General features: G+C 40.1%; 11 protein-coding genes. 2 read left to right on the top strand and 9 right to left on the bottom strand.

From position 1 onward, the window contains the following. The 7 genes from Q0976_RS18015 to Q0976_RS17985 form a co-directional block, all read right to left on the bottom strand. The coding region (locus Q0976_RS18015) for a PKD domain-containing protein (protein WP_299495265.1) at nt 1-561 on the bottom strand (561 nt) is incomplete at its 3' end. An 87-nt stretch (nt 562-648) separates the two neighbouring features. Further along, nucleotides 649-1,728 carry a hypothetical protein gene (locus Q0976_RS18010; protein WP_299495264.1) on the bottom strand — a complete coding sequence of 360 codons (1,080 nt, stop codon included), beginning with the start codon at nt 1,726-1,728 and terminating at the stop codon, nt 649-651. 310 nt (nt 1,729-2,038) lie between these two features. Then, complete coding sequence (locus Q0976_RS18005; RefSeq protein WP_299495263.1) at nt 2,039-3,535, bottom strand: internalin; 1,497 nt, start codon at nt 3,533-3,535, stop codon at nt 2,039-2,041. A 21-nt stretch (nt 3,536-3,556) separates the two neighbouring features. Beyond that, nucleotides 3,557-4,393 (bottom strand): GEVED domain-containing protein, encoded by an 837-nt coding sequence (locus tag Q0976_RS18000; protein WP_299495262.1) that lies wholly within the window; start codon nt 4,391-4,393, stop codon nt 3,557-3,559. Between the two features lie 10 nt (nt 4,394-4,403). Continuing rightward, on the bottom strand, nt 4,404-5,669 hold the full coding sequence (locus Q0976_RS17995) for a hypothetical protein (RefSeq protein WP_299495261.1): 1,266 nt from the start codon (nt 5,667-5,669) through the stop codon (nt 4,404-4,406). Nucleotides 5,670-5,724: 55 nt separating this feature from the next. Further along, nucleotides 5,725-7,719 (bottom strand): Hint domain-containing protein, encoded by a 1,995-nt coding sequence (locus Q0976_RS17990; protein WP_299495260.1) that lies wholly within the window; start codon nt 7,717-7,719, stop codon nt 5,725-5,727. Nucleotides 7,720-7,924: 205 nt separating this feature from the next. Continuing rightward, complete coding sequence (locus Q0976_RS17985) at nt 7,925-10,960, bottom strand: GEVED domain-containing protein (RefSeq protein WP_299495259.1); 3,036 nt, start codon at nt 10,958-10,960, stop codon at nt 7,925-7,927. Between the two features lie 770 nt (nt 10,961-11,730). Between Q0976_RS17985 and Q0976_RS17980 the strand changes: the two genes are divergently transcribed. Together Q0976_RS17980 and Q0976_RS17975 are read left to right on the top strand one after the other, a co-directional pair. Next, entirely contained in the window at nt 11,731-12,399 is a 669-nt protein-coding gene (locus tag Q0976_RS17980; protein ID WP_299495258.1) for a DUF4136 domain-containing protein, read from the top strand. Nucleotides 12,400-13,404: 1,005 nt separating this feature from the next. Then, a complete protein-coding gene (locus Q0976_RS17975; protein ID WP_299495257.1) occupies nt 13,405-15,057 on the top strand; it encodes a sphingomyelin phosphodiesterase in 1,653 nt (550 codons plus the stop codon). 377 nt (nt 15,058-15,434) lie between these two features. On the opposite strand, the gene Q0976_RS17970 is transcribed toward Q0976_RS17975, so the two are convergent. After that, nucleotides 15,435-16,403 (bottom strand): hypothetical protein, encoded by a 969-nt coding sequence (locus tag Q0976_RS17970; protein ID WP_299495256.1) that lies wholly within the window; start codon nt 16,401-16,403, stop codon nt 15,435-15,437. A gap of 362 nt (nt 16,404-16,765) precedes the next feature. Further along, on the bottom strand, nt 16,766-17,197 hold the full coding sequence (locus Q0976_RS17965; RefSeq protein WP_299495266.1) for a GNAT family N-acetyltransferase: 432 nt from the start codon (nt 17,195-17,197) through the stop codon (nt 16,766-16,768). Between the last annotated feature and the right edge of the window lie 4 nt (nt 17,198-17,201).

Here is a 17,201-nt window from a genome sequence, read left to right as displayed (position 1 = left end):
CTCTGGCTCTGGCTCTGGCTCTGGCTCTGGCTCTGGCTCTGGCTCTGGCTCTGGCTCTGGCTCTGGCTCTGGCTCTGGCTCTGTAACGAGAATATTGGCTTGGGTTTCAGACACTAAATAATCATCAAAATAACTCGACAATTTAATACTGTACTCACCGTAATCTGAGAACTCATGATTGGCATTAATGCCCACATAAGTTTGACCATCGATTAACCAATGATGAGTTAAGTTCAATGCTTGCTTGACATCGATAATCGCTGACATGCTGACATTTAACGTTGAAAGTGTATGCTCAATTGTTATTTGATTAATCAAAGGGCTGACTAAATCAACAGTATTCACTTGTGTATCGATAAGTCTATCATTTTGAAAAACCAATAACTTGGCTTGATAAATCCCCACCGTACCATAGTCATGCTCAGGAGATTGCGCATAACTTGTGTGACCATCACCAAAATCCCATACATACTTAATCGTGTCATCGGCATTCACAACGCTCACTTGCCCCAACGCTAAAGCCATCGACAGCGCTGCACCGCTTACAGCACTTTTATCCATAATTCCTCTTCCTTAAAACATGACTATGATAACGCCCTAAAAAACAAGCAATATAAAAACAATTTATTAACAATCGATTATGTCTTTTTATTCAAAGGGAGGCAAACATTCATTTTCAAAAGGTGTTCTAAAACAACGCTCTCTTACTGGTTCAAAGGCTTCTCTATAAGCGGTTGCCGCTTGCCATTGCGCTAAGTATATCGATTGCTCCTCCTCGGTTTCAGCCACATGGTAAAAAGCTTTAACTCTTTGTTCTTGTCTGACACGAGCACCATATTCTTCCTCCACCCCGTCAACAATACTCATTAATGCCTCTTGCTCAGGCAGCGCAATTTGATTGATGCTGTAATGACCTGATTCCTGATATTGTTTCGTGTGCATACTGCGAATAACGGGCGGCATCGTATTCATCTCTTGCGCAAGACCTGTCGGTTCAAATAAATAAGTACTCAACTGGTTGAGTGTATCCATGCATTCATCGACCTCATCCCCTTTACAACTGGTTGGCTTACTGTCTAATAAAGCTTGTAATGAGGCGGGAATGGCACCATTAGAGCTGACTTTGACAGTAAGCACCGCATTTTGCGCATACTCTTTAAATTCTTTGACTGTTGTTTTTGTTTTTGTCCAAAATAACAAACGAATTTTGACTTTAGTGACAAACTTTTTATAATCTTCCACAGACTGGAAATGTAACTGGCTAGTTAAAAAAATATCTCTACCGTAATCCACTTGATAGACAAAACTATCGCCACACTGACTGGTATCCACATTATCTAATACTTGCCTATTTTCAAAAGTATGATGCCCTTCATCAAAATATAAATGCAATGATGAAGACACCGTTAAATCATCTTTTGCGTTAGTATGATAAACAGACGATGACACAGAGCCTGCCACGATAAACAAGTTCACCCCACCATGTAACTCACCAAAAGTGCGACTCCTCACTTGTCTTTGATCTAACTGATTTAAAAAATTAAGCTCCCCCTTACCTTGAGTATGCGTCACCACTGCCCCCTCAAGACAGCTGGGCATAGATTGATAAGTTTGGCTATTAAAGCCCTTGCCAAGATCATCAGCGGAATAGCCATCCCCAAAGTATTCTCTTGAAGCGACCGGTAACGACAGCAGCAAACATAAAAAAGCTAAGCCAAATGGTTTCATAATATTCCTTTATTTCACTGCCACATAATATAACTGATTTGCTTATTAATAAGATCTCAACGCCTACAAAGACCTTATTCCCTTTACAGCATCGCAAGTATGCCTATTAATTTAACAGTGCATCACCATAGGTATTAAGTGCACCTTCATTGAAGTCATTCGCAAAGTCGTCAATGTCAAATACCTAAAGCAGGACACGCACTATCAATAAACGTAAACGCCCAACATCCAACGTATCATTTAAGTATGAATGAGGCCTAACACCAACCCAGACCCCATTCCTCCTTAAGACATCAGGTTAACATACCAATTAATTTGAAAACGTATCGCCATAAGTATTGAGTGCACCTTCACAAAGGCGCCAATTTAAAATCCCCAATGCTGGACGCGCACTATCGATGAACGTCGGTGCCCACCGCATATTGCGATAAATGGTACTTTCTTCATCAAGAATCACCCCAGCTCTAACCGCTTCTTGACGTGCCATTTCACACTGCTTCCAATCTAAATCACTGGTCGTTGGCAATTGCAATTGGGTAATGTCATAAGCTTGAGGGCAAGACAATCCTCTTTGAGCACAATCTTGTTTCATGGCGTTATAGCTGTCTTCACAGCTGGTACCAAAGGGGTTATCTCGACAAAAATCTGCCGCAGTATAAAAGAACCAAGCATTATCGTAGGCGGCCTGCTTTATCTCTTCTACAGCGAGACGCTGAGCTTCAGGTAAATATGCATAATAGCTCGTGAGTAATTCAGCCGCCCTGTGCTCATCCATTAAAGCCTGCTGAAAATCTTCTTCTAAATCGCTGATCAATAACTTAGTTGCATAACGAATATCTTGATAGGCAGGCGCTAAGGCTTTTAACGCTAAACTGCTGGAATCATATCGAGTCATGTAATAGTTAACGACGTTGTAATCATCCAAGGTTTGTAATTGTGCTTGGAATTGATTTTTAGAATAATCAACCGCTTCTTTAAACATATCAAAACAAGGCGCAGGATTTTCTAACGAACAAGTAATGATATTATTGGGAATAATACTCAATAGTTGCTTAGGATCACCGCCACGTTGCACAGCCCTGACAGTAATTTTAACCGAGGACTTCGTCTCTTCTTGCAGGTATTTAAGCTCGCCACCCACATTAAAAACGCCGCCATATAAATCCACATCTAAATACCCGCCAATATCAGACTTATCTTTATTGCTACCGTATTCAATTTTAAGGTTCACTAATAAATTTGCGCCATATTCGATGGCATAAACAAATTCATCCCCAACCAACTCTTGTATTTGACTTTGATGATTGGTCGCCACTTCATTACCCGCAGTCGATAAGGTATAACCCGCTGACGAATCATTAGGTAATAATAAACGCTTCTTAGGCACACTGCTGGCACTGAAAGTATAAGAACTACTATAAGTACTTGATGCCATTTCAGTCGCCATAGATGCACCAGCAGAGACTCGCACTACGGGAAAATTCACATCCACATCAACACTGCCCGCTAACGTGCTGAGAATATCTTCATAACTCATATCAATACCGGTTTTAAATGACAACTCAGTGTTACCAAAGGTTTCATCGATACGTCCGGCAATAGGCTGTACATTCAAAAAGATCTCTCTTTGACTGTCATACGCGCTGCCAAGAGGAATATGATCGTTCACCAATGCACTCACCGTTGACCCGCTCACAGAACTGGACTGCAGTGATGCTAACTGTGATGCTTTATCAATCTGGCCATCACTTGCCATTGCATTCGTCCCCAGCATTGCCGAAAACAGGCTTGCATAAATAAATTTCATGATATTATCCTTTTATCTGGGTTATTGAACCGTCACAAGATAGTCTTCTACTTCGCCATACCAATTTCGCGTACAGGCATTATTGAACCCACCACCGGCATCCATGGCAACACGCATCATAGAGACTCCCGGTGTTGCTGTGCTGGGTACAGTCAGATTAAAATTAAACGTTTCACTTCCTTGACCACTAAACACCATTTCATCGGATGCAAAACTGCCATCTTGGTTCCAGTCAATCCATACTCGAGCACCTAAAAATGAAGGATCTTCAGGTACTTTATGACCCGGTTTCAGAACAATTGCATGCTCTTGATTCAATCTCATTGAAAACACTAAGCCCGATACTTGGGTATAAGGGCTAGCGAGTGACGCATGGGCTTTACCATCTACACTCACTGACGCTATCCACTCCCATTCACTGTCATAACTTGCATTGGCACAATATTGATGGTCAATCACCGTTGTTTTCAAAGCGACAGCTTCATATTCGGTCGGCATTAACGTACAGTCCTGACTCACGTCTGTGCCTGCATACCAATCATAAGGATTGGTAAAGTCGGCATTAGCAAAGGTCAAATAGTTAACTTGACCTTGTGTGAGTTTATCCTGTGAAATCCATAGATTTTTTAACTGCCTAATTTTTTCGCTATTGGTGAGCACTTGTGTTGCATCATGGGTTTTTTCCCAAATTTCAACCATTAAGCCATCATAGCACTTTTCTAACCAGTCAAAGCGTCCCTGAGCCTGCTCCACGGTCAGTAAGTCACCTAACTCATTGTATGCAGCATCATCAATGCCTTCAGCTGCCACTGAGCCACTCAGCCCCAATAAAAGAACCAGTGAATATTTATTAAACATAGGAATGTCCTTATTCTAAGACTGAAATAATATTGGAATAATCTTGGATGTAATTGCTAACGACATCAGCTTCAAAGTCGGCGCAATAAGTGCCTTGTGGATTTTTTTCACAATAATCGACAATATCAGCATACATGTTGGCATTATCACGACTTTGCTGCTCAATTTCGCTTAAATCTGCAATCTCTTGTGCGGTAAAAGCTGACGCATAATAACGTTGTAAATTTTTCGCACGGCGATTAGTCAAACGCTCATCAATCCAGCGACCTGTGGTGTCTTTCACAATCAACTTAGTTAAGTAACTGGTTTGCTGGTAACCATTTTCAGGCACTAAGGCTTGTAGACCCGGTCCTGCTCTTTCATAATCCACCAAATACGTATCAGTCACGTTGTAATCGGTTAACTCATCAAACTGATTGATATAATCTTCTTTAAGGTATAAAACAGCTTCTTCAAATAAATCAAAGCAAGGTGTTGGGTTCTCTAATGTACATAACATGATGCCATTAGGAATGATGTCGAGTAAGCGATTGGGCTCTCCACCACTTTGATAACCACTCACACTGATTTTAACTGACTTTTTCTTCTCATCATCGAGCAATTGTAGTGCACCATCCACTTCAACTTTTCCAACCCAATCCACACCTAAATATCCACCAATGGCCCTCTTATCCGCTTCATCTCGGTAATCAATCTTCATATTGATCACCACATTGGAACCCAATGCAAAGCCATTAACAAATTTATCCCCTAAATGCTCGGCGCGATTCCCAGGATAAGCAACAGCAAGCTCAGTCGCTGAAGTGGTAGGCTGATAACCACTGTCATCAGCCGGTAACCACATTTGAGATTTAGGTTTCATTGATGCATAAACACTGTAAGTACCACTGTATTTATCGGCGCTGATCTCTTTAGCATAATTAGCACCAGCATCGACTCGAACCGCGGGAAAATTAAAGCCGGCATCGACAGTACCATCGATAAGATCAATCACCTGAGAATAAGACAGATCCACTCCCACACGAAAATCCATAATCGAGTTACCTAACGTCTCATCAAGCACACCGTCTACTGTTTGCAAACCGAGAAAGTAATCACCGTCACTTTGATAACCTGTTCCTAACGGAACAATATCACTTGATGACATTTCCATGCTTTGCATTAATGCTTCTTTTTCAGCATGAATTTGTTCAAGCTTGAGTGCACTTTCCCCAACACTTGGGGCTGATAAACAGGCGCAGGCAAGCACATAACCTACTTTGCTATGTAGTTTCATTCTCATTTCCTTTGAAAGAGGCCCAGATTTAAATTAAATCGTGGGCCGAAAAGAATTATTGCTGACTGTTAAGATAATCCGTGTGCCAAGATGTTGGGAGACGATTTAATACATCTTCCCTTGACTCAGACTGATACTTAAACTCATTTTCACTTTGCATGCGCAAGTCACCTACGAGCAGATTATTGGCATACATAGCAAAACTTTCACCCTGATCATAATGACTATCCCCTTCAGGACGAGCCAGTTTCAGGTTATAGACATTATCGTCATAGTCCACATGACGAATGTTGCTTATCATCACTTTGTCATCTTGCGTTTGAATGCGATCGCCCACTTTAAGCGCATTCGCCCAGACAGGTTGATCCGCCACATTCAGCACTGGGTGAGACTCAGTTAACAATAAGACTTCACCCGTGCTTGTCGTAATTTCCACCATAGGAATGGTTTCAACCCCAACGGAGATATCTTCAATGACCAATGGCATATCTTTATGAGGTGAATACTCACTCGCACCTAATACCTTGTCACCAATTTTAAGACGCTCAATCGGCATGGTTTTACCGCTAGCAAGGGTGATCATCGACCCTTTTGCTAAGCAGCTATAAACGATTTGCATCACAGGTTGTTCAAAGAAAAAGCTGGTGTCAGGATCCGATGAGCCCACAATATAGACGACAGGTGAAGCAGGACGTGTTGGACGCCTTTTAACCGACAATGCAATATTCATGATCCAATGGGCATCCTGATATCGACCAAACAAGCTCGCATCACCAAACATGCCATCATCACGGGGAATATTCCAAGATAACGTCGTTTTATTCGCCGCTTCGTCGTAAACAGAAACAATACTGTCAGCAAATAAATCTTGAATGTCGGCGTAATCACCATCACCTATAGTGGTCGCGCCACCATTTTCTTTGGTTTGAATAAAAATATTTGTGGGACGCTGAACCAAAGTTGGTAAGACATCTGAAGGTTTGTATACGGCCTCCACTTGTCCAGGCACTGAGAGTTCTCCTATAAAGGGAATTTTCAATTTCGTTTGATCATTCGGAGTGCCTAAGGGGTAAATATTTTCATAATCACAATCGCCATAATTGCGATTTAAGCAAATCGTAATTTTTTGATCGGCTATGTCAGTCCCTTCAACTGAGTTAGAATCAACAGGAGCCTCCAATGTCAGCTCAGGGCCATAACTCACAATCTCGCCCGTTGCTGGCGGGCCAAAATCCAAAGGTGATATTGCCGCTGTCACTGGCGGATTAAAAGCCGCATCAGCTTCCTCTAAAATCCGTAAAATATCATCACGAGAATACTCAATCATGGCATTACGATCTTCAACCGTTTCAACACCATTTTCATCTTCAGTGACGACAGTCACCCACGCATCGGCAAATACAGACTCCGAATTTCTCACCAACTCCAATGCTGATGCTAATGGCGCACTACTTTCAATCGCTTTGCGCTTTTGATCCGTCGTATCATCGCCAAAATATTCGGTATAATTGGGTAATGTCACGGCTTGCCAATGTTCATTCACCAGCGTCAAATCAATCATGGTGTAATTTGTAACTGCACGTTCACTGTTTAAGGCTGATGCCACCAGATACGGCTCATTGGTTTCTTTATGGGCTAACACTGAAAAGCCCATATGGGTAAAGAAAGAACATAAGTTAGTATCACCCTCAACACAATTTCCTGATGTATTCTCTGGCGTTAGATTATTCGTAGCCAAGGTTGATAATCTGGCTTTAGCCGTGCTTTTTTCACCTTGCTTTTCAATTAAATTAAATAAGTGAGGACGGTTCTTCGCATTTAAACCAAACTTCTCGAAACGAGCTTGCATGCGTTGTACTTGGCTTATCTGAGTAAAATCAGTCTCTCCTTGAGATTGAAATGTCTTGCCTTTTAACCCACGAAGTGAGGTTTTAAGCTGATTTTGTTCAGTCGTAATAGAATGAGATTGCACCATTTCATCGGCAATAGCAGACTGTGCTACAACGGCTGTACCCAGCGCAAGGGCAATCGCTAAACTTAATTTTTTCATAATTTCCTTATTCGTTTCTTCATTATTATTAAAATTAAGGTAACAACTTAATACCTCATTAATCACCCACCAATTGCTCTAGCAAAATTAAGTTGCAAGAAAATGGACAGGTTCTCGAAAAGCATGTGATCCCCCAAATATCATTACTCACGCTTCTCAAACCTCAGCTCAACTACCAGCTATAATATGAATCAAAACAAAGGGGTTATCTTGGATCCACATACAAATCAAAGTCTTCAACTTCACCGTTTTCAATTCGACTACATGCATTGGTGCCAGCGGTGTCAGAAAAGCTTCCACTTGCGATATTTTCAAGTTTCACTCTGACTTTTAACGGAAGCTCATTGGCGCCTCCATTATCCGTATTTTGATTAATCGTTAAGGTATGCTCACTTTTAATTCTGTATAGACGATAGCTATACCATTGTGATGAAAAGTCATCAGCACTCTCGTTGACATAAGATTCATCCTGTTCAAAGATCCCATTATGATTTAAATCAACCCAGATTGTGGTCCGTAACCGTCCCATCTGAATAATACTAGTGGCAGCAGATCGGCTCATCGTGTCAGTGTAAAGGCTAATCGTCAGTGGATATCCTTCATAGCCATCCATATAGTCACCCACATCATGATCGATATAAGCAACGGGATTACGACCCGATGAATTTAACGAACCACTCCAAGGACCGCTGTAAGTCAAAGCATTAATAAATTCACTTTCTTCATCAAAACTGCTGCTTTTTTCCGGAAAACAAATGCCACCCAGCACAAGATCTTGCGTGCGGGTATCTTGCAAGCCATCATCATAGACAACCGTTAGATTGACAGAATAAGTCCCAGACTGACTAAAATCATAAGAGATACTCTCTCCTTGCCCCATACTCACCGCACTTTGACCCGTTTGCTGATAGGACCAAGTAAATTCAGGATTACGGCTATCATCTACCCCTTCGGTTACTGCATTAAATTGCACACTGGTTGCACCCGTTATCTCATAACTAAAATCAGCCGTTGGTGGCGTGGCCGCAGCCTCTAGTGTCGTTAAAATATCAAACGCCATGCCCTTAGACACACTACTGCATCCCCACGTCGTATATTCATCCAGCACGACTCTTAACAATATTGGGCCCGCTTCAATATCCGCTAATCCCGCTAATGTTGGCATGCCATCAACCATCGGCTTTTCTTCTGCTAATAATTCATCTCGGTCAAAATATCCATTACGATTTATATCTGCAAAAACAGAGATATTTTTACCCGTAAAATTCCCTTCTATAGAAATAGGAGACTGATTATTCGTGGGCAATGTAAGGTGGCGAGCATCAACGTATCGATAACCCGTATTTGACATAGCATAGGTTTGCCCCATGAAGGTAAACTGGCTCACTTCTCCATTAGGATTATGTATTGTTGGTGTACAAAGCAGTGGCGATGAGTGAATATAATCTTGACTCAAGCCTTGTAATAAGGTGCCATCTTTTTTCAGGACATTCAGTGAAAAGTTAACGTGTTTAGCGCCCGTAGCATAAAGGTGCTCACCTGTCAGCATGTCTTCAATATTGCTGCCATTAATGTCATTAACCGACCAATTAACGCGAGTGCCATCTCCCCAATCGACACGGATTTCTTCGATATCGGTGACATCTATGGATGGAGAAATCCAATACTCTGAATGATCATAATGCTTATTCTGCGTAAAACTTAACGCATTGATTTGACTATTACTAGCAAAAATCCCTAAACGATGAAGACGTTCATCCAATGCCACTTTATGAGAGTCCACTTCACCTGACGAGAACACCTTGTCCACTTGATCCAGTAAACAGGCCCCCATTTGATCAAATGTGACACTTGGCGTGAAGCAGCTCACATTAGCGCCTAAAAATAACTTAAAAGCTTGCTCATGTGACCAACCTTCTGAGACGACTAATTCATAAAATAATTTTCTTAACACACCACCATTATAATGCTTACTATTACTAGACGAATATTCCCTTGCATCTTCAATAGAGTTACCGTCAAAAGAAGGCAATTCAAAAATCCGCATCAGTTCATTATTAACATAAATATCCCATGCATAAGCCCATTCATTGTCACGCTTATTTTGATAACCTGTGCTGCTTTGATAATTATCCGATTGTTCACCTAAAAGGTGGCTCTCAAAATATTGATTAGCCGCAATAGCGGAAATATCCCCTAACCCTTCACCGATGGCGCCTGCTTGTCCGGTAGAATCTAAATCACCATTCCATTCACTTAACGCATGCATGGATTCATGGGCGACTAAATCAATGGTGGTTAAACTGTAAAATCTCCCCGCCCATTGTCCATTACCATAATTCACATACTCACCATCCCAATTGGCATCATCCATATGCCCACCTGTCACTCCCAGCGCATGAGCCCGTTGCGATAAACGCTTTAAACAATAATCGCCATTAGGTTGTCCTTGGTTATCAACAGGACAATCGGGGGAGTTAGGATTCTGTGCTTTTTGCTCAGGAAATAAATCATCTAAGTAGGAGTGATACATTTGCATGACCACGCCCCCATAGAAATGCGCGTCATTTTCAGGTGAAAAAGAAAAGAAGTCATAATAAATGGCATCGACTTCTCTTTGTCCAAAATGTTCCACACTGCTGCTACAATCATATCCATAGGCAGTATCATTGCTGCCATTGATGTCATACTTAATGGTGGTGACATAATCGTTTTCTAAATAGCAAGTGTCATCCACTTGCGTCACAATAAAAGGGTAACCGTCAAACTCTGCAAAAATAGCATTATCACTCGTATCCCCAAAAAGCACCTGCGAGCCGTTATTAGCATAAGTCACACTGTCGACTAAACTTTCATAGGTTTGACAAAGAAGCATTGAATCCGCACTTGGGCTATAGCAAGTTAACCCCAATTTTTCATTACCGCCTGCACCACCGGCTTTTTTCTGGGTCCCTTCAACGATGAGTCTATTTATTGAATCAGAAAGAGGAGAGAGCATATAAGGGAATGTACTGTGCATATCAATATTGGAATGAATACCTGCTTCAATCCCTGTTTCCAACACCGCTTTTCTATGATTTAACTCCCATTCTGGTAGCTGAGTGTTCTCAAGACTATAGTCGCCCGTGGACAACCAAGGTGCTTGAACATGAGCGTTTTTATCCACTTGAGACGCAAAAACACTCCCACTAATAACCGCACAATTAATAGCAAAAAATAAACGTGAAAAACATCTTTCCATGACGACTCCATCCAACATTATGTATGATATTCAAAAGAATATTGTCCTGGCATTATCGATTATTTTCGAGTACGACTTTGCTCACTGAATAACTCAACCAAAAACCTACTAAATAATAAAGCCAACAGCTGATAACATTCTAACCTCAAATTTGTTTCAGTTTGTTTGCGATAACCGCAACATCATGTAACATTTTAAAGCACACTCTATTCTTTTTAAGAGAAACATCAACAGCTAATAAAACAAAAAAACCATCAATCACACTTAAATCACATTATTCTCATACTGTGGAATTAGTCATATTCATTGAAATGAAGAATTAAAAATGGGCGAAAGCCAGAAAACTCAAATTATTAACGCTCAAGATGCAAAAAATTAGAATAAAAGCACTATCTATGACAAACTTTTTTATGACTAATTTCAAATCTACAGCATTTCTATATCGATTAAGCCGTTTATTTATCCTGTTCCATGTCACCCACTGAGTAATAAATTGCCTAAACATTAAAATATCATGTCAATATAAACTGAAATAACATAATCACTTGAAATGACATATTAAAGGGCCAAAGAAAATCAATACTCGACTATTTAATCTATTTCACACACATGCCTAACAATAAAATCATAAAAGTTAAATACTTAACAAAAAACACTAAATAGATGGATTGAATATTGTCTCCAATCTCTCATTTTTTATCCTAAATAAGCTTGCTTCTCTTTGATATTAAGCCTTAAATTAAGAAATCTTTTATCATATGATTATTAATATGCTTACTTCTCGCACATTATGCTTATTACCGCTCACCCTATTGTCCATCATAATATTACTCACGTTAGCCGCTTGCTCATCTGTCAACATTAATCATGATTATGATCCTCAATATCCTTACGCTGGCATTTCAAGTTATTATCTAGAATCAAAACTCCAGCCCGATCCTAACGATTTACCCCTGCCAGCGGCGACATTAAAACATGCTCTACCTGAGATAAACCTGCCGCCACTCCCCCCTCAGTCAACTCCCCCAGTGCTTCCAACCGCTCCAACTCAGCCTTCGGCTTATATCTACCGCCAAATAGAACAATCGATTAATCAAAACTTATCCAAACAATATCAAGTCGAGACAAATCCAAGCTCAGCCGATATCCATGTTTACTATCGAGTGGGAGAAGAAACCAAACTAAATATCAAAGGCCCGACTTATTCAACAGGCTTTATGGGACCGGGTAGCGTTGTCACCAGCTCACCTGCACGAATCACCCCTTATCAAGAAGGCAAGCTAATTATTGATATCGTCGATCGCAAATCAAACCAAATCATTTGGCAGTCTACGGCTACCGCCAAAATAGACAACAATATGACCCCAGAAGAAAAGCAATCCAAGCTCAACGAAACCATTACAAAAATGCTCGCAAGCTTTCCGCCAAAACCAAAATAGAGCCCATTGAAAAAATTCAATAACAAGCGAACAATAAAAAAGTGACTCAAATGTCATCATTGAAGTCACTTTTTTAAACCATTAATGGCAGCATAAAATATACAAAATGAATAGTTCACCTTTTATCCATAAAAAATTTAATGTGTTTTCTGACAATGATGCTCTTACTTTATAGTCGCATTAGCTAATATAAACAATAGTTAATGTTTGTTATTCTCTGAACACCACTCACATATATAAAGCAGAAATCATAATGGCAAATAGAACCACGAATTTTTTCAACGTAATAAAAGAAAAAGATAATTTTGCCCCTCTCCCCAAAAAACTTCATATAACTTGAAGAGCAGTTAATCTTTTATGAATATTAACACACTCGCTAATACGCTGTAGAAATAGAAAACGAGAATAAAGCAAAATTATATAAAATAAACTTAGAATCGTATCATGCATACATTATTGTTAAATTGTTAAAAACAATGTATACAACAGAGCATGATAAGCATAAGCTAAAAATACCCTGTACTTAATCATAAGAATAGAGAGCAATTCAAGAATGCAGTTTCTTCATTGAAAGAGAATATCACTTTGTCAAAAACCTTCTCAGTCATCATTCAATCGATTGAGCAACTGATGTCTATGTCTAGATTAATGGTAGGATGAATAGGGCCGGTTGCTCTTTGGTGAGTATTTCTGCAGCATCTTGTCGTTTTTTTATACAGGGCAGAGCTTATGCGGTGTCATTATTCTCGGCTTTGATTCCAGATGTCGCTCTACCTTCCCCATCCATGGGGTCGCCCATAAATAAGCGATAACGCCGTAGAAAGGAGCCACAAGCGCTGTCCGTAAGATCCACTAAACGTATTTTATTCTTTGTTGAGAGCTGCTCCGTTTAAGAAAAGGGGCTTAGAATCACTAGGCATCACACCTCTCGCCGCAATTAAAATACGTTTATCTGAACATAATTCAATCACGAAAGAACAACAGGCCCTAGCACAAGGAAAGCATATGAAATTAAGGAACACATTGACTTATCAACATATTATAGCTAATTGGTTAAAGGCAAGTTTATTGTTAATCTTCAGTAATACTGCATTGGCAAATAATATCAACATTACATTGGCTGATGAAGCAGAGGATAGAAACTCACCCAACACAAAAATATTTTTTGAATGGCTGTCTAATGCAGAGCAAGAATATTGGAGTCCCCAGTGTTTAGAATATGACGGCATTCTCTTGAGTGATTTTGTCGATAATCGTTATTCACAGCAATGTGATCTTAATGGTCAATACGCAAAAAATTCTTTTCTGCGTATATGGTCAGACGGGCCGGTCACTATTGATAAAATAGAAATGCTAACAGCAAATAACACCCGTATCTGGATCATAGACGACTTCTCTGATGGTGAGCTTGACGGGTATAGCCAGCGAAGAGAGAACTGTTTCGATAAAACGACCCAACATGATGGCAGCTACGATCAAATTAATCTCGAGTCAACTCATACCAATGGGATCCATGTGTTTCCAAATGTAGCCCTATCAACCACGGCTGATGCTGCCGTGCTCTGTGATGGCGGTAACACTGATTTAGCATTCAATCCCGTCGGTCACTTAATCAATGGGATCGATAATTTCCAAGGCAATGGTCATAAACATATCATGTCATCGACTAACCCAAATGTATTGAGTATCGTCACTTTTAATATGGGCATAGCAACCGATACCATAGCCAGAATTTATTTTGATTTTCTCGGCATAGGTACCTCAGATGAAGAAGCTGAAAATCATATAAATGCTGCGGTGACCAAATTGGGAGGACAAAGCCCTGATATTATTGTTTTTCAAGAAATTCAAAAAAAAGAATCCTACCTCAAAAGTACCCTTAAAGAGTTAGGTCTAGGTTTTGAAAAAGACAACATTCTCAAAGTGAAACCAACAGAAAGACTCATAACACTGCAGCTTTCCTCTGGTGTACTCATCGCCAGTAGACACCCTATCATTCACAAAGATCATAAAGAATTTAATGACTGTGAAGGGGTCGATTGTTATGCAAGAAAAGCCGTGAGATATGCTGTAGTCGAAAAATCAGCAGCAGGAACAGCTAAAAAATATCATATCTTTGGTACGCATATGCAAGGAGGCCGAAGAGATTATGAAGCCCGTCAACACCAAATCGATCAAATGGCGCAATATATCACCAATAGAAATATTCCCAGTAATGAACCCATTATTATTTTAGGCGATTTAAATCTCGACCCCTTTGTGGGCACTAATTACAAAGGCAGTGGTGTATATGAATATCAAGCATTATTATCTAAACTTAATGCCGCCACTCCTCCTCAGGCAAGTTTTTCAAATCGCTATACCAATGATTGCGGTCAAAACACAAACGTTGTCGGTGAAGAAGGTTGTATCAGTGGAGATGGCTCCCCCAAAGACAAGAATTTAGATCATATCCTTTATGCTGTGGATCATTTACAGCCAACTGACAGCTATAGAGCAACCTTAGTCATTCGAGATGATAATGGCAATGATCTTTCTGGACACTATCCCGTATTTGCCTGTTTGGCTTTTGACGACAGCGGTGAATGCAGCAATGTGAAAGCAACCCCTTTCCCCTTTGCCAATCAATGCCCCGACATTGATATGTGTTCAAGATAGCAACATTAGGGGCTATTGCTCTTTGATAAAGCAGGAGCCACTAAACATAATTTAACCATAAAAATGCAACAGCCCTTAATAATAAACCTGAACCCGGGGTAATGAATGTAATACCAATCTTAGATTGGTATTACACTTAATTTAAATATTAAAAATCAATAATTTAAATATGATATTGCTTTTGTATGTTTCACTCTTACTAAATGCCAATATTTTGGTCAATATCAAGATGGCATTTCGTGGCAAATAGCCGCTATAGCTAAATCAATATAAAATGGTTTAAACATAAATTCGAGCTTTATCGCTGGCCTAAAATGTTGGCTGGCTTTTTTGCTTAATAAACTCACCTTCACTATAAATTAGCTCACCATCCATGCTCATTTTTCTTTGAGTCCAATGAGCTTTTGATCATAATCCACTAAATAATCATAATCAGTCAAAATATGCCTGCCCGTATTAACAAATCCCTTTGCTGAAGGCACAGCAAAGCGCACATAACTGGGATCCACTGGCATAGGAGCTTGTGACGCCGTAAACCTATAATGGAAAGTCGCCCCCTCATTATCGCACAGCGTCACATCAATTTGGGTTCCTGGAATAATATGCTGAGTATGTGGATCAATAAACTCTCGAGCGGGTTGTTTTGCCTCTTTTTTCGGTGTCACTATCATATAAGGGATCCCTGTATCTAATAGCAAAGGCGTAACTTGTTGAAAAGCCTGTATGTCATTGCCGCTTGTCGGGGTGAGCGTCGTTGTTGCAATCGCACTGTCACTGCCTTTAGCAAATGAAAATTGCTTAAATGCAGTAATGTCTTGACTGGAATAGCCAAAAATGACCTGTGAGCTGGTAATAATATAACCTCGCTGGAACTGACCTTGTGTCATTTGGGGGAGGTTCAAAAATGGATTATATTCATCACCGTATACCTTAGAGTGGATCCCTATTCCCATCATACTCACGCTCGATACATCATTGTCCTCGTGTTCTGTCACTGCAAAAACAGGGATTTTATCAATGGTAAAGCAATGACCTTGATTATCATAAAGCTCAATACTGGTGTATACCCAATCGCCATCATAATGGGCGCCACTGGAACTATAATGTGGAGCTGGCAACGGAGGCAGCACTTTTTCACACTCTGAATAATTTTTTATCGCCAAACGCGGTACGACAATACCTGTTGACCCCGTATCCATAAGAATGTGACGTTCAGCGCCGCCACCTATTTTAACTAAAAAACGCAATGTATATTTAACGCTATCAGCAGGTCCTGAATCGGTATAATCTATCGTTAATGGCGTGATCTGTTCTTGCGTAGGGCTATTGTCAAATTCCATATTCATTCTGATATCCTCCATTATTAACTGGGCTTGAAGCTTTATCTTAACGACGCTTTCAAGCTCAACGACACTCGCTTATTCACTATAAGATAGTTAAAAAATGAGATAAAAAAGAGACATTCCGACACAATGCGGTATTTACTGACGCGCTTAAAACAAGAATATTTGAAATCAAAAAACCGGTACCGATAGCTAAATCAATGCGATCTTAACCGTTAACTCAAATACTGACAACGAGACTGAAAATATTTTTCAATGTGTTGTTAAAATATCTATAACCACAAACGGAAACGCCCAAGGTTATTAGCCTTGGGCGCTTCTTCTAACAAAGCCATAGATCTCATCAATAAACAACAAACCGAGCGTTACAGCATCATATGCAAAATTGGAAAAGGTTTTCCCATATCATCTAAGGGGGAGCGTGAAACAACCTTAAAACCCATGTGCTCGTAAAAACCGACCGCTAATGGATTTTGTTCATTGACATCAACTTTACTTGCCCCTAAGTGTTTTATTGCGTGTTGCAACAATACTTTGCCCACGCCTTGGCCTCTTGCTTCATTCAAAATGAATAGCATTTCAACCTTTGCATCATGGATCCCCATAAAACCTAAAATTGCACCCTTACCATTTTTTACACACTTCAAGGTGACTGCAGGAAAAGCCTGCTCGATGATAATGGGTTTAAAAAACGCAATATCATCTTCTGTTATGAAATCATGAGTCGCTCGAACTGAATTCTCCCAAACATTCAGCATTTCTGCGTAATCTTCAGGAAACACATTATCTACTAGCATCATA

This window comes from uncultured Shewanella sp., assembly GCF_947501665.1.
Classification (GTDB): Bacteria; Pseudomonadota; Gammaproteobacteria; order Enterobacterales; family Shewanellaceae; genus Shewanella.
The sequence above is the reverse complement of the archived record's forward strand: the minus strand, read 5'-3'. Positions and strand labels throughout refer to the sequence as shown.